This is a genomic window from Candidatus Propionivibrio aalborgensis (assembly GCF_900089945.1).
Classification (GTDB): Bacteria; Pseudomonadota; Gammaproteobacteria; order Burkholderiales; family Rhodocyclaceae; genus Propionivibrio; species Propionivibrio aalborgensis.
The window spans coordinates 1-22,327 of the sequence record NZ_FLQY01000052.1 but is presented as its reverse complement, the minus strand read 5'-3'; the positions used below and the strand labels follow the sequence as shown (position 1 = coordinate 22,327).

At 61.3% G+C, this 22,327-nt stretch carries 21 protein-coding genes; 11 read left to right on the top strand and 10 right to left on the bottom strand.

Annotation, left to right across the window (positions count from 1 at the left end):
• Positions 1-141 precede the first annotated feature (141 nt).
• The 9 genes from PROAA_RS03930 to zwf all read left to right on the top strand — a co-directional run bounded on the left by PROAA_RS03930 (position 142) and on the right by zwf (position 10,119).
• Positions 142-783: an aldehyde dehydrogenase family protein gene (locus PROAA_RS03930; RefSeq protein WP_222102083.1), complete on the top strand. Its 642-nt coding sequence runs from the start codon at positions 142-144 to the stop codon at positions 781-783.
• 76 nt (positions 784-859) lie between these two features.
• Positions 860-1,822, top strand: coding sequence for a cation diffusion facilitator family transporter (locus PROAA_RS03925; RefSeq protein WP_186410084.1), 963 nt, complete (start codon positions 860-862; stop codon positions 1,820-1,822).
• A gap of 2 nt (positions 1,823-1,824) precedes the next feature.
• Positions 1,825-2,271, top strand: coding sequence for a D-aminoacyl-tRNA deacylase (gene dtd / locus PROAA_RS03920; protein WP_342669206.1), 447 nt, complete (start codon positions 1,825-1,827; stop codon positions 2,269-2,271).
• 49 nt (positions 2,272-2,320) lie between these two features.
• Positions 2,321-3,355, top strand: coding sequence for an efflux RND transporter periplasmic adaptor subunit (locus tag PROAA_RS03915; RefSeq protein WP_245664143.1), 1,035 nt, complete (start codon positions 2,321-2,323; stop codon positions 3,353-3,355).
• A gap of 3 nt (positions 3,356-3,358) precedes the next feature.
• The gene (locus PROAA_RS03910; protein ID WP_186410081.1) at positions 3,359-6,628 is read left to right on the top strand and encodes an efflux RND transporter permease subunit; all 3,270 of its coding nucleotides are present in this window, start codon (positions 3,359-3,361) and stop codon (positions 6,626-6,628) included.
• Positions 6,625-6,879: a YgaP family membrane protein gene (locus PROAA_RS03905; RefSeq protein WP_186410080.1), complete on the top strand. Its 255-nt coding sequence runs from the start codon at positions 6,625-6,627 to the stop codon at positions 6,877-6,879. Before PROAA_RS03910 ends, PROAA_RS03905 begins: the two co-directional genes overlap by 4 nt.
• Positions 6,880-6,936: 57 nt before the next feature.
• A complete protein-coding gene (gene pgl / locus PROAA_RS03900; RefSeq protein ID WP_186410079.1) occupies positions 6,937-7,653 on the top strand; it encodes a 6-phosphogluconolactonase in 717 nt (238 codons plus the stop codon).
• A 50-nt stretch (positions 7,654-7,703) separates the two neighbouring features.
• Complete coding sequence (gene gnd / locus PROAA_RS03895) at positions 7,704-8,711, top strand: phosphogluconate dehydrogenase (NAD(+)-dependent, decarboxylating) (protein WP_245664142.1); 1,008 nt, start codon at positions 7,704-7,706, stop codon at positions 8,709-8,711.
• Positions 8,686-10,119 carry a glucose-6-phosphate dehydrogenase gene (gene zwf, locus PROAA_RS03890; protein WP_186410077.1) on the top strand — a complete coding sequence of 478 codons (1,434 nt, stop codon included), beginning with the start codon at positions 8,686-8,688 and terminating at the stop codon, positions 10,117-10,119. Before gnd ends, zwf begins: the two co-directional genes overlap by 26 nt.
• Positions 10,120-10,172: 53 nt before the next feature.
• Here zwf and PROAA_RS03885 read toward each other — a convergent pair whose 3' ends face one another.
• The 7 genes from PROAA_RS03885 to PROAA_RS03855 all read right to left on the bottom strand — a co-directional run bounded on the left by PROAA_RS03885 (position 10,173) and on the right by PROAA_RS03855 (position 20,834).
• On the bottom strand, positions 10,173-10,808 hold the full coding sequence (locus PROAA_RS03885; RefSeq protein ID WP_186410076.1) for a hypothetical protein: 636 nt from the start codon (positions 10,806-10,808) through the stop codon (positions 10,173-10,175).
• 110 nt (positions 10,809-10,918) lie between these two features.
• A complete protein-coding gene (locus PROAA_RS03880) occupies positions 10,919-12,094 on the bottom strand; it encodes a hypothetical protein (RefSeq protein ID WP_186410075.1) in 1,176 nt (391 codons plus the stop codon).
• Complete coding sequence (locus tag PROAA_RS03875; protein ID WP_186410074.1) at positions 12,087-14,486, bottom strand: hypothetical protein; 2,400 nt, start codon at positions 14,484-14,486, stop codon at positions 12,087-12,089. Before PROAA_RS03875 ends, PROAA_RS03880 begins: the two co-directional genes overlap by 8 nt.
• A gap of 5 nt (positions 14,487-14,491) precedes the next feature.
• Positions 14,492-16,399 carry an alkaline phosphatase family protein gene (locus tag PROAA_RS03870; RefSeq protein ID WP_186410073.1) on the bottom strand — a complete coding sequence of 636 codons (1,908 nt, stop codon included), beginning with the start codon at positions 16,397-16,399 and terminating at the stop codon, positions 14,492-14,494.
• A 151-nt stretch (positions 16,400-16,550) separates the two neighbouring features.
• Positions 16,551-17,681, bottom strand: a complete 1,131-nt coding sequence (locus tag PROAA_RS03865) for a KamA family radical SAM protein (protein ID WP_186410072.1) — start codon at positions 17,679-17,681, stop codon at positions 16,551-16,553.
• A gap of 196 nt (positions 17,682-17,877) precedes the next feature.
• Positions 17,878-20,049, bottom strand: a complete 2,172-nt coding sequence (locus tag PROAA_RS03860; protein ID WP_186410071.1) for an acetate--CoA ligase family protein — start codon at positions 20,047-20,049, stop codon at positions 17,878-17,880.
• A 2-nt stretch (positions 20,050-20,051) separates the two neighbouring features.
• Entirely contained in the window at positions 20,052-20,834 is a 783-nt protein-coding gene (locus tag PROAA_RS03855; protein ID WP_186410070.1) for an enoyl-CoA hydratase/isomerase family protein, read from the bottom strand.
• A gap of 291 nt (positions 20,835-21,125) precedes the next feature.
• On the opposite strand from PROAA_RS03855, the gene PROAA_RS19270 reads away from it, so the two are divergent.
• Both PROAA_RS19270 and PROAA_RS19265 read left to right on the top strand, forming a co-directional pair.
• Complete coding sequence (locus PROAA_RS19270) at positions 21,126-21,257, top strand: hypothetical protein (protein ID WP_281182226.1); 132 nt, start codon at positions 21,126-21,128, stop codon at positions 21,255-21,257.
• On the top strand, positions 21,250-21,384 hold the full coding sequence (locus PROAA_RS19265; RefSeq protein WP_281182225.1) for a hypothetical protein: 135 nt from the start codon (positions 21,250-21,252) through the stop codon (positions 21,382-21,384). Before PROAA_RS19270 ends, PROAA_RS19265 begins: the two co-directional genes overlap by 8 nt.
• A gap of 2 nt (positions 21,385-21,386) precedes the next feature.
• Here the strand turns inward: PROAA_RS19265 and PROAA_RS03850 are convergent, their stop codons facing one another.
• The 3 genes from PROAA_RS03850 to PROAA_RS03840 form a co-directional block, all read right to left on the bottom strand.
• The gene (locus tag PROAA_RS03850) at positions 21,387-21,668 is read right to left on the bottom strand and encodes a type II toxin-antitoxin system RelE family toxin (RefSeq protein WP_186410069.1); all 282 of its coding nucleotides are present in this window, start codon (positions 21,666-21,668) and stop codon (positions 21,387-21,389) included.
• A complete protein-coding gene (locus PROAA_RS03845; protein ID WP_186410068.1) occupies positions 21,658-21,906 on the bottom strand; it encodes a type II toxin-antitoxin system Phd/YefM family antitoxin in 249 nt (82 codons plus the stop codon). The genes PROAA_RS03850 and PROAA_RS03845 overlap by 11 nt, the downstream gene beginning before the upstream one ends.
• Before the next feature lie 312 nt (positions 21,907-22,218).
• Complete coding sequence (locus PROAA_RS03840) at positions 22,219-22,305, bottom strand: PEP-CTERM sorting domain-containing protein (protein ID WP_245664145.1); 87 nt, start codon at positions 22,303-22,305, stop codon at positions 22,219-22,221.
• Positions 22,306-22,327 lie beyond the last annotated feature (22 nt).

Sequence of the window (22,327 nt, the reverse complement as noted above, 5' to 3'; positions counted from 1 at the left end):
ATTTGTTCAGATCAATTCGACCCAACTCATCCAACTCCTTGACAACGCATCCATACAGGTCAGCAATAAGCGGTTTTGCGTTGAAGCCCGGCTCCGCGGCAAAGTGTGTACCATGCAGAGAACCGATTACCAAGGACGATGATGTTTCATACCGACGATCCGCTCGCGATCCCTCTGTGGATCAATGGTCACGCTTATCTGACGATGGCCCCGGCCTTTCAGGATGTCCGCAACCCGGTCAGCCGCGAAGTATTGCGGCGCACGCCGCTGTGCGGTTCAGCGGAGGCGCTCAAGGCAGTCGACGCCGCACAGGCCGCGCTTTCAGCGTGGGCAGCGCAGGAAGCTGCAACTCGCGCAGCCCTGCTCGCAAGTGTGGGTGAAGCGCTATCCGGCTACGCCGCGCATTTCGCCAGATTGATTATGGAAGAAAGCGGCAAGGAGGCGGCTTCGGCTGACGGTGAAGTGGCGAGGGCAGTGGCCTTGTTGCAGGGTGCGGAGGCCGGCGATGCCGCGGATCAGATTGACAGGCCGGGTGTAATCGGCATTGTCGGCGACTCGAGGGCGCCGCTGCTTGGCTCGCTGCAGATCGCCGTCCCCGCTTTGCTAGCGGGTTCGGTCGTTGTGATCAAGCCGAATCCGGAAACGCCATCGGCAATATTTGCGCTGGCTGAACTGACAGGCCGATGTGGTTTCCCTGGGGGTGTTTTCAGCATCCTGCATGGTGGCGAAGCGGCGGTCGAAGGGCTGCGTGATGCAGATGGAGTCCGGCTCTTTTTTTCGTGAGCCTGCCGAGTGTCAGTGTCGATATATCTGTCGCGCGTGTACGCCAGCCTGAAGTCGGCCTGAAAGCGGTTTCCCGATGAGCGATTCGCATCAGCATGACCATAGCCACAGCCATCACGACCATCATCATGCGGATGCCGGTCCGCGTCTGATCTGGGCACTGTTGCTGACGCTGGGTTTCGCGGCGGTCGAGGCAGTGGCGGGATTCTGGTCCGGTTCTCTCGCGTTACTGGGCGACGCAGGTCACATGGTGACCGACAGCGCGTCGCTCGGCTTGGCGGCTTTTGCCGTCTGGCTGGCCCGTCGTCCTCCCTCGCGCCGTCACACCTATGGTCTGGGTCGTGTCGAAACGCTGGCCGCTCTGCTCAATGTTCTGTTTATGGTACTGGTCGTGGTCGGCATCTCGGTGGCCGCCATTCGTCGCTTTCTGGAACCGGCGTCAATCAACGGTGAAGCGGTGACGCTGGTTGCAGTTGTCGGCCTGCTGGTCAATGTCGGTGTCGCCTGGTTGCTGATGCACGGTGAGCAGACGATGAATACGCGCGGCGCTCTGCTGCATGTACTCGGCGACCTGCTCGGTTCGGTGGCGGCTCTGGTCTCGGGTGCGGTGATCATGTACACGGGGTGGATGCCGATTGATCCCTTGCTCTCCTTGCTCATCTGCCTGCTGGTCCTCGTTTCCAGCCTGCGCTTGTTGCGCGAAGTGTTGCGCGCCTTGCTCGAAGGCGTTCCGGCACATCTTTCCGTCGACCGGATCGGGCAGGCGCTGGCGGCCGTGCCGGGCGTCAGTTCGGTTCACGATTTGCACATCTGGACACTGTCGTCCAACCGCGTTGCGCTGTCGGCGCATCTGGTCGTCGAAACCCTTGCATCGTGGTCCGAGGTGCTTGCAGCTGCGCAGCACGTACTGGCGCATGATGGGATCGCGCATGCCACCCTGCAACCCGAACTGGCAGCACAGGCCGTGCGTTGGTTGCCGCGAACTACGGACGGCGCTGACGCGGCAACGGCGAAAGTCAAGAAAGCGAAACAGGTTTGAGAGTGCTGGTCCAGCGCGTCGCCTCGGCGCGGGTCGAGGTTGATGGCGCAGTTACGGGAGCCATTGGCGCCGGTATGCTGGTTCTGGCGGGATTCGAGGTCGCCGATGGCGAGGCTGATTTGGGCTGGATTTCGGCCAAACTGGTCAAGTTGCGAATCTTTCCGGATGACACCGGCGTCATGAATCGCAGCATCGTCGACAGCGGTGGCGATATCCTGGCGGTCAGTCAATTCACACTCTTTGCGTCAACGAAAAAGGGCAATCGCCCGTCGTGGAGTCGTGCGGCTCCTCCGGAGATTTCAAAGCCATTGTTCGAACGCTTCGTCCGGCTGCTTGAGGCCGATCTGGGGCGCAGGGTGCCCACCGGCATCTTCGGCGTTGACATGCAGATCCATCTGGTGAATGACGGTCCGGTGACGATGAGTATCGACTCGCGAAATCCGGAGTAAGCGCCGACGGCACTTGTGCTTTTCTACGTATTAGAATATGCTAATACACATGGAAGCATACTTTGTTCGTCAAAACCGCAAGCTGCCCGCTTACGCCAAGGGGCTGTTGTTGCTGATGCTGTTGCTAAAACCATTTCCGGGTTGGGCGCAAGCCTTGCCGACGGTCGTGGTACAGCCGCATCCGGTCGACCTGACGCTGCCGGTTGCTGCTACCGTTGAGGCGATCGCACAAACCACTCTGACATCGCAGGTTTCCGGCCGTGTGATGGAAATGCGCGTCGACGTCGGGCAGACGGTGCGAAAAGGCGAGCTACTGCTGCGCATCGATGCGCGCGAGGCAAGCGAAGCGGCGGCCGGCGCCAGGGCGCAGTTCATCAACGCCAAGGCCAATTACGAGCGGCTGAAGAATCTGCGCCAGCAGAATTTCATCAGCGCGGCCGCGCTGGACAAGGCCCGAGCGGATTTCGAAATGGCGCAAGCGACTCAGGGGCAGGCCAGCGTCAGCCTGGGCCATGCCAGCGTTACCGCGCCCATTTCGGGTGTCGTCGCCCAACGGCTGATCGAGCAGGGTGAAACTGCCGCGCCGGGCAGCCCCTTGCTGACAATCTACGGTCCGCAGGGTTTGCGCGTCACGGCCAGTATTGCGCAATACCAGCTGCCGCAAATGCGCGATGTGAAGAAGGCCAGGGTCGAATTCCCCGAACTCGGCCTATGGGTCGATGCGAATTCGGTCACGCTGTTGCCGACGGCCGATGTCGCAACGCACGTGTCGCAGGTACGCGTGGGTTTGCCCTCCGGGCTCAACGCGGTCATCCCCGGCATGTTTGCCCGAGTGCATTTTGTGCTGGGCCAGGTGCAACGCCTGACCGTGCCGGCAGAAGCTGTGGTGCGTCGGGGCGAAGTGGCAGCGGTCTACGTGCAAAGCGAACAAGGAGCATTGTCGTTGCGCCAGTTGCGTCTAGGCGAAACATCGGCCGGCGGCGAGATTGAAGTTTTGGCTGGCTTGAGCAGCGGAGAACGCGTCGTGCTCGATCCGCTGAACGCAGCCATTGCTTTGAAGTCAGCGCCTGCGTCCAGGAAGTAAGTGATGGGCATTTCCGGTCGCATCGCCCGCTTTTTCCAGGCATCGCAGATGACGCCGCTGCTGGCGCTGGTGGCGTTGCTGATGGGCATCTTCGCCACGCTGATCACGCCGCGTGAGGAAGAGCCGCAGATCGATGTCACCATGGCCAATGTCATCGTGCCTTTCCCCGGAGCGTCGGCAAAGGACGTCGAAAACCTCGTTGCGACGCCGGCCGAACAGGTGCTGTCGCGCATGTCGGGCGTCGAGCACGTCTATTCGGTTTCCCGCCCCGGCATGGCGATCATCACCGTGCAATTCGACGTTGGCGTCAAGTACAACGATGCGATCCTGCGCCTTTACGACACCGTTCATTCCAACAGCGACTGGCTGCCGCCCAATCTGGGCGTGCTGGAGCCAGTCATCAAGCCAAAAGGAATCGACGACGTGCCGATCGTCGCGCTGACCTTCTGGACGCCGGATCCCCAGCGCTCGGCATTCGATCTGCAACAGGTCGCGCGCGCTGCCGAAATCGAGTTCAAACGCATCAAGGGGACGCGCGACGTATCGACTCTGGGCGGTCCGGACCATGTCATCCGTGTCGTCATGGACAGCGAGCGGATGAACGCCTTCGGCGTGACGCCGCGGGATCTTTCGGCGGCACTCAAGGTTGGCAATGCCCTGCAATCCTCGGGCAGTCTGGTCGCCGGCAACCGAGAGGTGCTGGTGCAGACCGGCACCTATCTGGAGACCGCGGCGGATGTCCGGCAACTGGTCGTTGCCGTCCGCGGAGATGCCGGTAACCGCAAGCCGGTGTTCATGGGCGACGTGGCGCGAATCGATGACGGCCCGGATCAGCCGCACCGATACGTCTGGATCGGCAGCAAGGAGGGTGATTTCCCGGCCGTCACGGTACAGATTTCCAAGAAACCCGGAGTCAATGCGGCCGACGTCGCCAATGATGTCATCGCGCGCGTCGACTCGCTCAAGGGAACCGTGATTCCCGAAGGCGTCGAAGTCACGGTTACGCGCAACTATGGCCAGACAGCGACCGACAAGGCGCAGAAGCTGATCGGCAAGCTGGTTTTCGCGACGGCCTTCGTCGTCCTGCTGGTGTTCTTTGCGCTCGGCAGGCGCGAGGCACTGATCGTCGGCCTGGCGGTAACGCTGACCCTTGCCGCAACGCTCTTCGCTTCGTGGGCCTGGGGTTTCACGCTTAATCGCGTTTCGCTCTTTGCCCTGATCTTCTCGATTGGAATTTTGGTCGACGATGCCATTGTCGTGGTTGAGAACATCCATCGCTGGCAGGGGCTGCATCCCGGCAAACCGCTACTTGAAATCATTCCGCAGGCGGTCGATGAGGTCGGCGGCCCGACCATCCTCGCCACCCTGACGGTGATTGCCGCGCTGTTGCCGATGGCCTTTGTTACGGGCCTGATGGGCCCGTACATGAGCCCGATTCCGATCAACTCGTCGATGGGCATGCTCATTTCCCTGGTGGTGGCATTTGTCGTGACGCCGTGGCTGGCGGCGCGCCTGATGCAGGGGCACGCCACATCCACCACAGAGACACAGAGGCACGGAGAAAACACAGAGAAGAATCGTTTTATAGCCTTGCTTTTCTCTGCGGCACCTCAGCGCCTCAGTGCCTCTGCGTTGGATTCGTTCTTCCGTCGTCTGCTCACACCGTTCCTTGCGCCGGCCACCGGCAAGTCCGCACGCAGAAAGCTGCTGCTGGGCATCATTCTGCTGATCCTCGGCTCGGTGTCGCTCGCAGGCTTCAAGCTGGTCGTACTGAAGATGCTGCCTTTCGACAACAAGAGCGAATTCCAGATCGTTCTGGATATGCCGGTGGGAACGCCGGTCGAGGAAACAGCGCGCGTGTTGCACGAGATCGGCGCCGAGCTGGCCAAAGTGCCGGAAGTCGTCAACTACCAGGCCTACGCCGGCACGGCCAGTCCGATCAATTTCAACGGGCTGGTGCGCCAGTATTACCTGCGCGCCGCACCGGAGTCGGGCGATTTGCAAGTCAACCTGGCCGACAAGAAGCACCGTTCGCGTCAGAGCCACGAGATCGCCATCTCGGTACGCGACCGCGTCGAGGAGATCGGTCGAAAGAACGGCGGCAACGCCAAGGTGGTCGAAGTGCCACCCGGCCCGCCGGTGCTATCGCCGATCGTCGCCGAAGTTTACGGGCCGGACTATCGGGGCCAGATCGCCGTCGCCAAGGAGGTGCGCAAGGTTCTGGAGAAAACACCGGATCTGGTTGCCATCGACGATTCGGTTCAGGCCGATGCGCGCAAGACCGTGCTGCACGTGCTTCAAGCCAAAGCTGCATTGCTTGGCGTGGCGCAGAGCGACATCGTCGAAGTCGTGCGCATGGGGCTTGCCGGCGAGGATGTAACCCCGGTGCATAACGCCGACTCGAAGTTCGAAGTGCCGGTGCGGGTGACCCTGCCGCCCGAGAAACAAAGCTCGCTCGACGCCCTGCTCAAACTCAGGGTGCGTTCGCGTGAAGGGATGCTGGTGCCGGTTTCCGAGCTGGTCGAGGTGCGCGACATGGCGCGGGAGAAGAACATCTACCACAAGGATCTGTTGCCCGTCGTTTACGTCTACGCCGACATGGGCGGCAAGCTGGATTCGCCGCTTTACGGGATGTTCGATGCGCGTGGCGAACTGGCCGGCAAGTCGCTGATCGGCGTGGAAAAAGCCGGAGGTACGCTCGGCGAGTGGTTCATCCGCCAACCCGGCGATCCCTATGCGGGCTACAGCATCAAGTGGGACGGCGAGTGGCAGGTAACTTACGAAACGTTTCGCGACATGGGCACGGCCTACGCCGTCGGTCTGATCCTCATCTACCTGCTCGTGGTGGCACACTTCAAGAGCTATCTGGCGCCGCTGATCATCATGGCGCCGATTCCGCTGACCATCATCGGCGTTATGCCCGGCCACGCACTGCTCGGATCACAATATACCGCGACATCGATGATCGGCATGATCGCTCTCGCCGGAATCATCGTGCGCAACTCGATCCTGCTGGTCGACTTCATACGCCAGCAGGCAGACGCGGGGATGGCGTTCAGCGAAGCGATCATCCAGTCCGCTGCCGTTCGCGCCAAGCCGATTGCCTTGACCGGGCTGGCGGCGATGCTGGGTGCAATGTTCATCCTCGACGACCCGATCTTCAACGGGCTGGCCATCAGCCTGATCTTTGGCATTTTCGTTTCCACCGTCCTGACGCTGATCGTCATCCCGGTGCTCTATTTCGCTGCGTTCAACAAGGAGTACTCGTCATGAAAACACCCTTTACCACCGACCGTGCCATCCGCATCATGGCCGGCAGCTTCATCCTGCTTTCGCTCGCCCTGGGTGTCGAAGCCAGCCCGCTCTTCGTCTCGAAGAACTTCCTGTGGTTCACTGCCTTTGTCGGTGCCAACCTGTTCCAGAGCGGCTTCACGCGTTTCTGTCCGGCCGAATCGCTCATGGTCTGGCTGGGTATGAAGCGCTGCGACGGCGTAAACTATAATGAAAGCAAACTCGTTAGATAGAACGTATTGACCTGAATTTGCCTCGCGTGCGAGCACGTATCGAGGCCGGATCCGCCGATGAAAAGAAATGACGCGCAACGGTGTCGCTGGCATGCGGTTTCCGATCAGCATGCGCTGCGAACAGCAGCGCTGGAAACCATTCTCGCCAGTGCTGCACAGTCCATTCAGGAACGCGGTACGTTTCATCTTGTGCTGGCCGGCGGAAACACGCCCCGCGAAATCTATCGCGGCTTGAGTACGGCCCAGGCCGACTGGGCCGCGTGGCACATCTATTTCGGCGACGAGCGTTGCCTGCCGCCCGATGATCCTGAGCGCAATTCGTACATGGCCCGAAAGGCCTGGCTCGATGGTGTGCCAATTCCGCCGCTTCAGGTGCACGCCATCGCCGGGGAGTTGGGGGCTGTGCGGGCGTCCCGACAGTATTCCGAATTGCTGCGGCCGGTCGGCGACTTCGATCTGGTGCTGCTCGGCCTGGGTGAGGACGGCCACACCGCGAGCCTCTTCCCCGATCATGAGTGGGGGTCGGTGGCGGGGTCGCCGGATGCGCTGGCTGTGTTCGATGCGCCCAAGCCGCCATCGGAACGCGTGTCGATGAGTGCGGCGCGCCTGAGCCGCGCGCGACAGGTGCTGTTTCTCGTCAGCGGCGAATCGAAGCGTTTGGCGGTGTCCACGTGGCGCGCCGGCAGCAATATCCCCGCGCGGGCAATACAACCGGCGTCGGGAGTCGATATACTGATCGAAGCAGGTTTGCTGGAAACATTATCGGCCATGTGAGCCTGTTCTCTCCAACCGGCCAGACAAGGAGGTTCGCTATGGAACTCGGCATGATCGGTTTAGGTCGCATGGGCGCCAATCTGGTGCGGCGACTGACGAAGGAAGGACACGTATGTGTTGTCTACGACGTGGACCCGGAGGCGGTAAAACAGACTGAAGGCCCCAGCATTCAGGGCGCCGCATCGATCGAGGCGCTGCTCGGGAAACTCACCAAGCCGCGCGTGGTCTGGATCATGGTCCCCGCCGCGGTGACCGGCGAGACGGTCGATAAACTGGCTTCACTCATGGAGGCCGGTGACATCATCATCGACGGCGGCAACAGCTACTACCGCGACGATCTTGCAAGAGCGGAGGCGCTCAAGCCGACGGGAATACACTATGTCGACTGCGGCACCAGCGGCGGGGTGTTCGGGCTGGAGCGCGGCTACTGTCTGATGATCGGCGGAGAGAAACAGATCGTCAGGTACCTGGACCCGATATTCCGGAGCATCGCACCCGGTGTTGGCGCCGCGCCGCGCACGCCGGGCAGAGAGGGTACGGTGGGTCAGGCCGAACACGGCTATCTGCATTGCGGGCCTGTAGGCGCCGGCCATTTCGTCAAGATGGTTCATAACGGCATTGAATATGGTCTGATGGCGGCGTATGCGGAGGGGATGAATATTCTGCGCCACGCCAACGCCGGCAAGCGCTTGCGCGCTGCAGATGCTGAAACGGCGCCGTTGCGCGATGCGCAGTTCTACCAGTATGACCTGGACTTGCCGCAGATCACCGAAGTCTGGCGCCGCGGCAGCGTGATCGGCTCGTGGCTGCTCGACCTGACGGCGGCTTCGCTGGTCGAAAGTCCCGATCTGCAGGATTTTGCCGGCCGCGTGTCGGATTCCGGAGAAGGGCGGTGGACTGTCCAGGCGGCGATTGATGAGGCCGTTCCTGCGCCGGTGTTGAGCGCCGCGCTGTTCGAGCGCTTCAGCTCGCGCGATGGCGCGGATTTCGCCAACCGCGTCTTGTCCGCCATGCGCAAGCAGTTTGGCGGGCATGAAGAGAAGAAAGGAAATCACTGAGATGGACGGCACCAGGCGCGGCGCGCCGGAATCGGATGCGCTGGTACTGTTCGGCGTGACCGGCGATCTTGCGTACAAGAAAATCTTTCCGGCGCTTTACGCGATGGCCAAGCGGGGAATGCTCAAGGTTCCGGTCGTCGGCGTCGCCTCCTCGAAGTGGAGTCTGGCGCAACTGCGCAAGCGCGCCGAGGAAAGCATAAGCAACGCAGGAACCGTCGACGATCCGCCGGCCCTGCACCACCTGCTTTCCATGCTCCGCTATGTCGATGGCGACTACAACGATGCCGGTACGTTCAAGAAACTCAAGAAGGCGCTGGGCGATGCCCGACGCCCGGCGCATTACCTCGCCATACCGCCCGTGCTGTTCGCGACGGTGATCGAAGGGCTCGGCGCTGCGGGCCTGGCCGATCAGGCGCGCGTCATCGTCGAGAAACCCTTCGGGCGTGATCTGGCTTCCGCGCGGGAACTCAATCGTATCGCGAGGTCGGTGTTTCCCGAGGATGCGATCTTTCGCATCGATCACTTCCTGGCCAAGGAAGCGATCATGAACATCCTGTATTTCCGTTTTGCCAATTCGTTCCTGGAACCGATCTGGAACCGCAACTACGTGGCCAGCGTGCAGATCACCCTGTCCGAGGATTTCGGCGTCGAGGGCCGCGGCGGATTCTATGAAACTGCCGGCTGTCTGCGCGACGTCATCCAGAACCATCTGTTTCAAATTGTCGCGTTGCTGGCCATGGAGCCACCGAGCTACCAGGGCTTTGGCGCTGTGCACGGCGAAACGGCCGACGTGCTGATGGCCATGCGTCCGCTGAAACCCGACGATGTCGTGCGCGGCCAGTACGCCGGTTACCTGAAGGAGCCCGGCGTGGCAAAGGACTCCGACGTCGAAACCTTCTGCGCCATGCGCCTCTACATCGACTCCTGGCGCTGGGCCGGCGTACCGTGGTACCTGCGCTCGGGCAAGCATCTGGCCGAGAACGCTGCCGAGGTCGTGGTGCAACTGAAACCGCCGCCGCAGCGTTTGTTCGATGATTCGGCGCCTACCGACGGGCCGGCCAATTATCTGCGCATTCGACTTGCACCCAACGCCGCCGTCGCGCTGGCGGCACGCGTCAAGAGCGCCGGGAAGCAGTTTGTCGGCGAGCAGCGCGAGCTTTACCTGGTCGACGAACGGCCGGGAGAGGAAGCGCCCTACGAGCGCCTGCTGAGTGACGCAATGGCCGGCAATGGCGCACTGTTTACACGCGAAGATGCCGTCGACGCGGCCTGGGCGGTGGTCGATCCGGTCCTGACCAAGCACCGCCGGGTCAGGTCCTACAAGCGTGGCAGTTGGGGCCCCAGGGAAGCAGACGCACTGATCGCAGCAGACGGTTGCTGGTTCAACCCGGCGCTGAATCGGGAATAAACACGATTGCAGCAGACGAGGCGCCCGTGCCGTTCATCGCGTAAATGGCCGTCTCACTTGCCGGACGTTTCAAGACTTATGTCCGTGTTGCGAGGGTTGCACGAAGCACCGTTGGGCCAGTAGCAGGCGCCAGCAAAGACAGGGCTGCCAACGATCACGTCGAGGTGGTGTGCCAGGGTTGCGGGTGAGACCAGCCATGCGTCGGGTACCGATTCGAACGGCGCAATACCGCTGAGGATATTCTGAACCTTGGCGGCACAAAACAGCGGCATGGTTGCTCCCGCACTGTCAACGCGCTCCTTGATCTGTGCGAACTGCTCGGGCGGCAAGGTGAATCGATAAAGCTTGACGACCGGTCCGTCTTCGAGCTGAAAGCGCACATAATCCTGCAGGCTGGTACCCGGCCAGTGCGGGTCGAAATCGCGTGTCCCGGTATAGCTGCCCGCTGGATCCAGCAGGGTCTCGGCGGCAAACATCCCGCTATGCACCATTTCAGCATTGTCGTTGATGACTACAATCACTTCACTGGGCCCCGGCTTCAGGATGTCGATGTTATCCGGGTAGCCATTGCCAATCGGTGGTGCCGGTGTGTGGGGGGTGCTCGGAGTCTGGGCGCAAGCAGCCAGCGCCAGAATGAGGCCAATCGCGAGAATGGTTTCAACGTTGCGAAGATGAGGTTTCGCGATCATCAAGCGTTTTCAGCCCAGCCACAATAGACAGAAGGATAAAAGCTTTCAGTCTTACACTTCAAGCAGCAGTTTGACGTGCTGGCCAGCTGTCATATCGGTTTGCGTTGCGATCACGAAGTCAGTACTTCCGCTTCCAGCGCCGACGGTTCGATTCGAGACAATAGCTGCTCCAGCGCTTGCCGCAGAGTCGTGGCCTCGTCCGCCGCCGCGCCGGCATCCAGAAGCGTCAGCGCCCAACGCGCGATAGTTGTGGCCGATTCGGTCTCGGTACATTCGAGCGCCTGTTCCGCCCAGGCGGTCACCTTGCGCAGGTAGTCGGCATCGAAGTTGGCCGCCAGATCGACAGGTGTTGTCGACTGGCAGCGTGCTGTGCCCGACGCACCGGCTTTGGCTTTGGGCTGGACCGTGCTGTCCTTGCCTTTGGCACCGGCCCGGCCGGCAGCGGCGCGTTGCGACAACTTATAAGCCTTGCGTGCTTCCGCCACCTCGGCGCGGCGCGAGTTCATCGGCACCTCAAAGGTCTTTTTGAGCCACTCGTATCGATACAATCGATGCAGGCCTCCCGGGCCGGCAGCGCCGCCGCCCGCACCCTTGCCCGCAGCGCCGGAAACACCGGGCATGCCGGGCTCGACCCGTGCATCGATCGCTGGCGATGTTTCGCCGAATGTCACCTCGATGCGGCCTCCGTCGCCACCACGGCCCGGCATCCCCGGCGGCCCACCGTCTCCGCCCTTCCCGCCGTCGTGACCTTTCTGACCGTAGGCCACCGACAGGAAATACGACAAGCCAAATTTCTTCAACACCTTGCCGCCATAGGTGCCGCCCGTTTTGTCCTTATTGAACTTGCCTTCATTGGCGGATGGTGTCGTCGGCTTCAAGCCGTTGCCGCCGCCCTGGCTGTCGCCGCCAGGCGAGCCGCAGGCCAGCAGGCGGGGCGGCGATGCAATGCGCTGGCAGGCGATGTGAATGCTGCCTCCGTGCATGCCGGTTACGCCATCCTGGCCCGCCTGCCCGTCCAGTTCCCGGGGTGTGCCGTTGGGCGCTTTGGCTTCACTCCAGGGCGGTGGCGGTGTGCAGGCACTCACATCAATGACCGGCTCGACGCCATCAAGCTCGCGACAACGAATATGCACCGAGCCGCCCGGCAGGGTGAATTCGCCGCACACGCGCACCTGATCGGAATCGACGGCGAGCTGCGTGATGCCGCGGGCGATGAGCGATTGTGCCAGTTCGGCGTCGAGCTCGACGCGGCGGCCGACAATTCGCAGCCGTGATGTATCAGTCATCGTCTCCTCCCGCATTGCCGGGCTGCATGTCTATCTCGAAACTGTGGATCAGTGTTGCGCCTTCGGTTTCCATATCGTCGGCCGATCTGGCGTGCATGGAGCGCATGCTACGCATGGCTCTGTGGCCGGTCACCACCGCTGATCCGGAAAACTGCAACTCGAGGCGCTCGCAGGACGAGATGTCGAGCTGCGGAATTCCGCCCGCCGGAAGGCTGACCCGCCATTCAGTGAACGGCGTCGGTTCGAAATAAACCCCGTCAATACTGGCGATCGGTTCACCGCCAAAACTGATTTCAGACGTATCATCCACATCGCCTTCAAGCGGCAACTGCGTCACCCCCGCTCGGTGCCGGTAGCCGAAACCCAGGCGCAAGGGGCGGCCGGCGAAATCGAAGGCGCGCGGCTCGGGGCTGCCGTAGCGGTCGCGGTAATGGTCGCTGGTCGACAGATGCAACAGGATTTCCTGACCCGGCGGGCAGCGTGCACCCCGCAGATACGCCCGTACCTGCGAAACCCGGATGCGCGCGTAATGGGGGAAGTTCTTGGTCGTCATCGGCAGATCGATTGACACCATGCCGTGCTTCTCGAACTGCTCGCGGCGGGCCGCGTCGAATTCCACCGAGAGGGGCTGGTTCCAGGACTGAGGCCGAGGATCGAAGCGCTCGAAGGCTTGCACCAGATCGTCGGCGGCGCGACCGAGCGCGGCCCGGAGTTCAGCCGTGCTCATCGCGGGGTCGGCATGGGTCTGGCCGACATCCAAAGCAAAATAATGGTGAGCGGCGGCGAGGTTGTCGATTGCCAGCACCACCCGCGCCTTGATGTCGTCGCGCGCGCGCTCGAAGCGCAGCCGCAGGGATTCCTGCAACGGCTCGCCGGCGGCGATCGCGGCGATCTCGGCTTCCACCGAGGCGGAGTCGGATTCGTCGCGCTCCAGGGTCCACACCATTTGCAGGTAATGCTGCGCATCCTCGATGACATGCTCCTGCGCGAAGAACTTGGCTTTGCCGCGAATCGCCAGCTTGCGCAGCTCCTTGAGGTAATCTTGCGCCCCCGTCACCTCGGCGTCGATGGCCTCCTTCAGTATCGGTCCGATATCCTCGACGATCAGATCCCAGTCCTCCTCGGCGATGCTTCCCCCGGCATCAGGCAAGGCCTTTGATTCATCCTGGATTCGGGCTGCCAGCTCGGCCGCGGAGACTCCCGCCGTGACCGCCTCGCGCACCTTGTTGAGCCCGTCGATGATCGACTTCAGGGCTTCTACGCCGCCCACGGCATCGATGATGCGCTTGATCGCCTTGATTACACGGGCGATACGCGTTGCGGCCTCGGCTGCGCCGGCCGTTGCTTCAGCCGCGGCGGCCGTTCCTGCGGCGGCACCGGCGGGATTGGCCATGCATACCGATGCAATCGCGATGCCGATTCCCAGCGCTGCTTTCAGCGATGCCCAGATGATCTGCTCGCGCTTCCAGCGTTCGAGCCCCTTTTCGAATTCGGCGTTGGCTGCGTTCACTGTGGTCAGTTGCGCCTTGAGCAGAGCGTCCTTCTGCTCAAGCATGCGGCGAGAGGCGGCCAGATTTCCTTCGCTTTGCTCATACAGGTGCCGCGTCAGCCGGGCGGCATTGGCCACTCTGGCGAGCAGACTCTGCGCCGACTGCTTGCGTGCGTCGAGATCGTATTGACGGTCGTCCACGACCCGCAGATCGGCTTCCACCGCTTCGAGCGCGTCGACCAGCGCCTGCGCCTGTGTTACGTAGAGCTTGCGGTCAAGGTAGGGCACCACGGCGAAGCGGCGGGCCGGTGAGCGCAACAGGCTGAGCAATTGCATGCTCTCGGCAAACAACCGCGCCTGACCCGGATCGCCTACGCTGCCGTCGACCACCCATTGCGCCCGCTCCACCGCATCTTCCAGTGCGCGCACGCGCAGGGAACGGGCCGCCTGCAGTACGCTGATCAGCACCAACGGGTCGCCCGGCAGCTCGGCCAGCTCACTCACCTCGATGCGAGACGCCTCTGTTTCGTCGGCGGGTGTGAAACGCAGGGAACAGCCTTGCGGCTTTTCGACTTCCGGATCGAGAGGCGCTTTGAGTCCGATGAAGCGCAAGGCGAATGTCGACGATGCGTCTCCCTCGATCCGTCCGACGAATACCCGCCAGGACGACGCTTCGTCCGAACCGGCAAAGGCGAACGTTGCCGGCGCCGGGCAGACGAGCACGCGGACGTGCAGGTCAAGCGAACGGACTTGCAGGTCGATGTTGCAGTCGACAATCAGTTCGTCGGCGCAGATCAGAACGGGCTGGTCTGGCGGAACCTGCCCCAGTGCTTCGGCGATGCTTGTTAGCGAGAGACGTCCAAGGTGCGTGAAGCGTTTGAGCGGTGGATTTGAATCGGCCATGGTGCTTATTCCGACCCCCGGGATTTCTTCCGGCTTTCCGGGTCTCCCACCTTCTGTATGCGTTCCAGTCGCTCCAAGGCGGCATCCTGTTTGCGGATACGCGCGATCTGGCGGACGGCCTTGTCGTACTTTTCCTGAGTCACGTCGTCGCCCATCAGCGCGGCGGCCAGAACAGAACTCTGAAGCGAATTGAGCGGCGCATTCGACGGGGCTGGTGCGGCTCTCAGCAGAGCGCGCGGGCGAGGAATGTCGGGCTTGTCGGTGCGCGGCTTGCCGCGGCTGAGCACCGGCGCCAGCGTCGGTGCCGCCGCAATGCGTCGGCTCTTCAGCCAGCGCGAGCCGGCGCGGCGGGAAAGATTCTGCCACTCGCGCAGCGTCGCCAGGATCGACGTGTGATCGTATTCCTTGCTCGTTTTGGGTGCGCGAAATACGGTCCCCGGCTCGATCCAGGGCGACACCAGCACTGCCGGTACGCGTACGCCGTAGCGATCGAAGCCGAAGGGTTTTTGCGGCTTGCTGCCGTCCGGCTTGATCGCGCCCCACGGGGTCGGTACATGGTCATAGCAGCCGCCGTGCTCGTCATAGGTGATCACCAGCAGGGTGTTGTTCCAGCCGGGCCCGGTACTGACCGCTTTCCACACCTCGTACAGAAAGTTGTCGCCCGCCTTCACATCGTGCGGCGGGTGCTGGTCGTTCTTCTTTTCGAGAAAGCTTGGTTCGACGAAGGAATAGGAAGGCAGCGTGCCCAGCGCAGCGTCATTGCAGAAATCGGTGAAGCCCTTGAAATGTCCACTCAGGTTCGGATTGCCCAATTGCGTGACAAACTGCGAACGCGTGAGTGTCGGCGTGACGATGCTGTCGGCGTAGACCTTCCAGGTGACGCCAAGATCCTGCATGACATTGAAGATGGTCGGCGTGTTGTAGTAGAGCGGATTGGGCGGCGTCCAGTCGTCTACATCCTTGTCCAGATTGTTCACCCGGCCGCAGGAGGTTCCGGCATGCACGAAGGCCCGGTTGGGCCAGGTCTGACAGGGCAGTGACGCGAACCAGCGATCGCAGACTGCATAGTTGCGCGCCAGTGCGGTGAGTACCGGAACCTGCGCCGTGCTGAAGCAGTCCATGATCAGCCGCCGGTCGGCCTTGGGCTCCTTGCTCTCTTTGATGGCGTCGGCGAAGTCGGTGACGAATCCCTTCATGTTGGCAACTGTGCCAGCCGCCGGTTTCTGCGTGCCGAACAACTGGGTGCTCATGTAGCGAAACTGCTCGTGCGGATCGGGGTCGGGCACGATCGGCGACCGCGCCTGCTTCGTCACGTAGGCCCGCCGGTTCTCCGGTACCTGATCGTCGGGCTTGCCGATGTCGGCCGCATCGACGGGGTTCCAGTAACGGTTTGCTTCGAGTCCGTCGAAGGTCGGCGGCGACTGCGGCGGAATGTTGCGCGGCGGGCGGTTGTCCTGGTCCGCGTAGAGCCATCCCAGGAGGTTGTCGAAGGAGCGGTTCTCCATCATTACTACGACGACATTGGCTATCTGCGCCTTGCCGAGAGGGTGCAGCGGTGCACGCGGCCAGTCGAATGGCCAGCTCTGGTCTACCCGGAACGGGCTGCCCGGCAGGTTTTTTCCAATCACCTTGGCGCTGCCGTTGGCTTTGCAGCGCACCGACGTCGTCGCCGGATTCAGGGTCAAGGTCATTGAGGCGGCGAACCCCGTGCTCCAGCGACTGGAGCCGGTCATCGCGTCCACTCTGAATGTGCGACTGATGTTATCGGGTGACAGGGTGCCACCACCAAGGCGTTTGCGTCCCGCCATCGGTAGCGGTTTGGGTACGACAAAGTAGGCCGCTACCTGCACCTTGTCAGCACTGACGACCTTGTAGTCGATCTCGAAAACTCCGGCGTAACGAATCGTAGGCATGACTTCCTCCGATGGTCAGGAATTTTTAAAAGGACTTGCGGGAATAAATCGGACTCCGGTTGCAGCGGTGAAGTTCCAATTTCGCCAAATCTGTCGAATTCATGCGATCTGGAAATTCATGGATCGACAGCGCGTAACGCTTGCACGTCACTCATTCGGGACCGGACAGAACATCGGTGAGCGATTCGCGCGCAAACTTCGGTGCATCGCCAACCGGGACGAGATCGTCGAGCCAGCAGGCGTTGTCATCGCGTTCGTAAACGAGGAAGCGACCGCGCAGGTTGGCATCCTTGGCGCGGTGGTAGCGCAGGTAGATGTGCTTGTCATCGACGGCGAGAATCTCGATCTTGCCGGTTTCGTGCGACATCGCAAACCGCGCACGGCGCGCGAGTCCCGCGCCATGGCGCAGCGCCTCGCGGAAAATTTCCCAGCCGCGCACGATCGGTACCTTGAACGGTTCGTTGCCGGCGATCGGACGTCCCTGGAACAGATAGTAAGGTGGGCAGCCGATCCACGACAGCTTGCGGAACAGTTCCGAGAGCACCTCCGGATCGTCGTTGATGCCGGCGATCAACGGGCACTGGTTGGTCAATATGACTCCGGCGCGGATCAGCTTGTCGAGGCATTCGATTACCGGGTCGGTCAATTCGCGCGGATGATCGAAGTGGTTCATGAAGTAGATGCGCTTGTACGGCGTCGAATGCGTCGATAGCAGCTCGAGCAGTGGTGCATCGTCGAGTATGCGCCACGGGTTGAAGGCCGTCATCTTGGTACCGAGGCGGATGATCTGGACGTGGTCGATCGCACGTATCGACTCGATCATGTCGGTCAGCCGGCCTGTGCTGAGCAGGAGCGGATCGCCGCCGGTGAGCAGCACGTTGCTGATCTCAGGGTGCTGGCGAACATAGCCGAGCCCGGGACCGATATCCTTGACGGCCTCTTCGTTGTCGTTCATGAACAGGCGCTTGCGGAAGCAGTAGCGACAATAGGAACCGCACGCCTCGTTGCACAGGAGCAGCGCGGTATCCGGGTACTTGTGCTGAACCCCCTGCACAACGGTATTTGCCGCCTCGTTGCTGGCGTCGAGATGACCCCAGTTGGTGAGCTCCGCGATATTGGGGATGACCAGCCGGCGAATCGGGTCGGCCGGATCGTTCCAGTCGATCAGGCCCAGGTAATACTCGCTGACACGGAACGAATGGGTGTCGGCAACGGCTTTCAGCTTCTCGCGCTCGGCCTTGGGGATCTGTTCGATCTGCTCAATATTCGTGATGTACTTCATGCTCTGCTCCTGAATGCGCTGTATCGGTAATTTGGCGGCGATCCAGCGCTGAATCGCGTTGGTCGCATGCGTGTTGTTCGGGCGGCAATGCCGTTGCCTGGATCGACATACTTCCAGGCGTGGTCTGCCCGTGAAGGGCAAGTAAGAGAAAAACCGGACTTCGGACTGCTGGCGTTGAAGCTTGTTCTAGCGATAGCTAGCTTGCGTTCGCACGGTTGACGATGATCCGGGCATCCACTACGGCGTATCCATCGTCGTAGGCGATCACCGGGTTGAGGTCCAACTCTGCCAGTTGCGGATAGGCTTCAACAATACACGAAATCTTCAACAGCAGATCAACCAGCGCTTCTTTGTCTACCGCGGCTTCGCCGCGCACGCCCTTGAGTATCTTTCGCGCCTTGATCTGCTCGACCATCGAGCAGGCGTCGTGGCGCGACAGCGGAATCGCCCGGAAAGCCACGTCCTCAAGGATTTCGACGAAGATGCCGCCGAGGCCGAACATCAGCACCGGGCCGAAGATCGGGTCGCGCATGACGCCAATGATCACCTCGGTACCCTTGCGCGCCATCGGTGTCACCAGCATTCCCTCGATAACGGCGTCCGGGCTATAGTCGCGGCAGGATTCCATAATGCTGCCGTAGGCTTCGCGCAGTGCGGTTTCGCCGCGCAGGTTGAGCTTGACGCCACCCGCATCGGATTTGTGCAGGATATCCTTTGAAACCACTTTCATGACCAGCGGCTGGCTGCCGAAATGTGCGGCGACTTCCGTCAGTTTGTCGGCCTCTCGCACCACCATTTCCGCCGGCATGGCGACGCCGTGTGTGCGCAACAGCGACTTCGCCTCGTATTCGAACAGATCGCGGCCCTCTTTCAGAGCTTTCGCAAATGTCGCTTGCACCTCAACGTCCGGCGTCACCGCGGCGAGGTGTGTATGTTCAGCGCTGGCAGCGAGATAGATTCCGCGCTCGCCCAGTGCCGCCAGTACGCGAACCGCATGTTCGATCGAGTTATAGACGGGCAGTCCGGCCTCGTGCAGCCGGCGCAGTGCCGGGGGACTGATCGGCGCGTACAGGCTGTAGATCACCAATGGTTTGTCGGTTTTGTGCGCCAGTTCGATCATCGATTCGGCACCACGCATCTCGTCACCCAGCAGGTGCTCCGCGAAACGGATGTGATAGCCACCGAACATGCCGACCAGGAATATGCTGTCGACGTTGTCGTCTTCGTTAAGGATTTCCATGCATTCGGCGAGCAGCGACGGACGAACGTCGGTGCTGCCCGCCACGTCGACCGGATTGACCAGCGAGGCCTGCGGCAGAAGAATTTCGCCCAGGCGATGGCGCGTGGCGTCGCTGAGCACCGAAAGCTCCAATCCGGCTTCCGTCAGCCGGTCGGATGCGATCGTTGCCTGGCCGCCACCATCCGAAATCACCGCAACGCGTTTGCCGCGTGCTTGCTGCAACAACCCCAGACCTTCGGCCACCGGCAGGATTTCGTCCGAGTGCTGCACGACACTGACGCCGACCTGACGCAAGACGTCGACCGTCATTGCGTAGCTGCCGGCCAGTGCTCCGGTATGCGAACTGGCCGCCTTGCGACCCTGCTCGGTGGAGCCGGACTTGTACACCACCACCGGCTTGGTTGCCGTGACTTCACGCGCAACGTTGAGGAAGCGGCGTCCGTCACGGAAACCCTCGACGTAGAACGTGGCGACGCGGGTGTTCGGGTCTTCGCTCAGATAGCGCAGATAGTCGTTGAAACCGATGTCGGTCTGATTGCCTGGTCCGACATAGGTGCTGAAGCCGACATGGCCGTTGTGTTCGGCTTCCAGCACCAGCGACAGCAGCATGTTGCCCGACTGCGAAATGAAGCCGATATCGCCGGCCTTGACATTGGCCAGGTCAAGCAGATTGAGCTTCTTGTGCAGATTGAACATTCCCGACGTATTGGGACCGATCACGCGCACGCCGCCCTGACGCGCGGCATCCAATAACTGTTGCTCCAGTTTGGCGCCTTCCAGCCCGGTTTCGCGGAAGCCGCTGGCCAGAATTATCGCCCCCTTGATTCCCTTCTTGCCGCATTCTGTGAGAAGTGCCGGCGCCATGGCTGCGGGCGTGCAGATCAGCGCCAGATCGGGTGAGGCGGGCAAGTCGGCCAGGGACGGATAGGCTTTGACGCCGAGAATCATCTTTGCCTTGGGATTGACCGGGTAGATCGTGCCCTGGTAGCCATCCTTGACCAGCCCGACCATGGCTTTGTAGCCGCGCTTGGTCGGGTCGGCGGAAGCGCCGACGATGGCGATCGAATCCGGAGCGAGGAAGTCGTGCAGGGGGCTGCGCTGCGGTGATGCGGTTTCTGTACTGCTCATGTCTAGCGTCCTTTGAATATCGGTGAGCGTTTTTCGGCGAAGGCATCGATGCCTTCCTGCCAGTCCTCTGTCGTGCCGACGAACATCATTCCCTCCAGCTCAGCCGTCAGCGCGGCATCAAGCGTGCTTTCGGCGGCCGTGTTCAATTGCTTCTTGGCGAGCTGCATCGAGAGCGGCGCCTTGCCGGCAATCTTTCCCGCGAATTCACGTGCCGCGTCGAGAAAGCCGTCGTCCGGCAGCACCCGACTGGCCAGCCCGATGCGTACCGCTTCTTCGCCATTGATGCGTTCGCCGAGAAACACCAGTTCGCGCGCCTTGGCCAAGCCGACCAGGCGCGGCAGCAGATAAGTGACACCGCCGCCAAGGAATGTCCCGATGCTGATCTCCGGCAATCCGATCTGCGCGCTCGCAGCCATCAAGACAAAATCCGAGGCAATCGCCATTTCGGCACCAGCCCCAAGGGCAAAGCCATTGACTGCAGCAACTACCGGCTTCGATAACTGCATCAGCCGTTTGCAGACGATTTGCTCCCCGTGCAGATATTGGCGCCGATCGTACGCCGTGCGCCCTGCCTTGTGTTCCTTGAGGTCGGCACCAACGCAGAAGGCCCGGCCTTCACCCGTTAGCAGCACCACGCGCACCTCGCCGTCGGCCTCGGCCCGGCCCAATGCCGAATTCAATTCCTCATAGAGCTGCTGGGTTACCGCATTAAGCCGCTGCGGGCGATTGAGGCGGATTTCCGCTATCCCGTCGTTCGATTGATAGAGGACAGTTGCGGTTTGCATGACAGGCGCTCCCTTTAGACTTCAACAGAAGAATGCTACCAGCTTATGCCGGTACCGCCTAAGCGCGGAGCCTGAACGTGAGCGGATGCCCGGTAATTGACTCAGCCCTGTATCCCCGGTGCAGCCGACAACCGCGCGGGAGGAGGACAGCTTGCCCACATCCACCATCCCGCCCAAACGCCCTGACAAATCGGATACGCGTTCCGAACAGCTTGCTTACAAATCACGACAACTTGCAACGCTAATGACATAAAAAGAGCACATTTCTTGACATTCCAATGAAGTGGGATCATGCTCCGCGCGTTCCACAAAAACGACAAGAAAATGAACCCTCGCGGGGAAGTCAGGCAGGCGGATATGGCGTGGTTGCTGGGCAGCCTGTGCGGATTGTTCCGCATCCCCTTCGAATCTCTCGATGGATGAGCAGCGCTTTGCCTTGAGTGCGGGGATGCAGACCAATGCGGAGATCCTGCTCGGTACCCGCTCGGTCATGGAGTATCTGCTGTCGCCCGTGCGCAAGGCGTGGCATGAGGCGGGGAGGGAGCGGTAGGGCTATCGCTTCTCGGCGGCTTTGTAAACGGCGCTTTTCTCACGCTTGCCAACCGCTACAACAACAACGATCAACTGGCTGTCGCGGACTTCGTACACAAGCCGATAGCCAATGCTGCGCAGCTTGATTTTGTAGCGATCTTGATGCCCGGACAGCCTGGACGTCGGAACTCGCGGTGCCTCCAGGCGTTCGGCGAGTTTCTTCTTGAACTGGGCACGGACCGTGCCATCCAGCTTGCGCCACTCGCTCAACGCATCGTCAAGAAAGCCAAGCTCATAGCTCATCGAGCGAAACCTTCGTCACGCGCTGGCCGGCCCGTGCATCAGCAATGGCATTCAGCTCGATGTCGTCGAGTCGTTCCATCATTGACTCATACACGTCAGCCGGCACGCAGTAGAAGGCAGGTACGTTGTGATTCAGAATGGCAACCGTAAACCCCTCGCCGGCGGCGACAGTACCCATCGGATTTTTCTTCAAGTCGGAAATGCTGGCCGCTATCTCCGAAAGAATTTGATAAGTCATATTGGCTCCAAGACCCTTTTAAGGTGCTAATACTAGCACTCTAAAAAACCGAAGCAAGTACGAATTACAATGGTGAAGCCGGCTTCATCTGTTGGATCGATAAATTCGCCCTTGACACGGGGCCGGCTAATGGGTGTCCCCTATTGTTCCGTATTGTTCACGCGCTTCGTGATCACCCCCGGAACCGCCGACCTGCCGCGTGATGCCTGGCTGGATGAACCGGCGTAAGGCGGCCCAAGGTCGATCAGCTGCGCTGACAAAGACAAACCCCGCCGAAGCGGGGTTCCAAGGGTTCGGGAAGTGGTGGCACTCCTACGCTGCTGACTTTCGGCGGCGCCACGTCAAGCCGATGCCTGCGAGCCCAATGCCGAGAAGTGCAACACTTGCGGGTTCGGGAATTGAACCTTCTGCAACGGTCCAC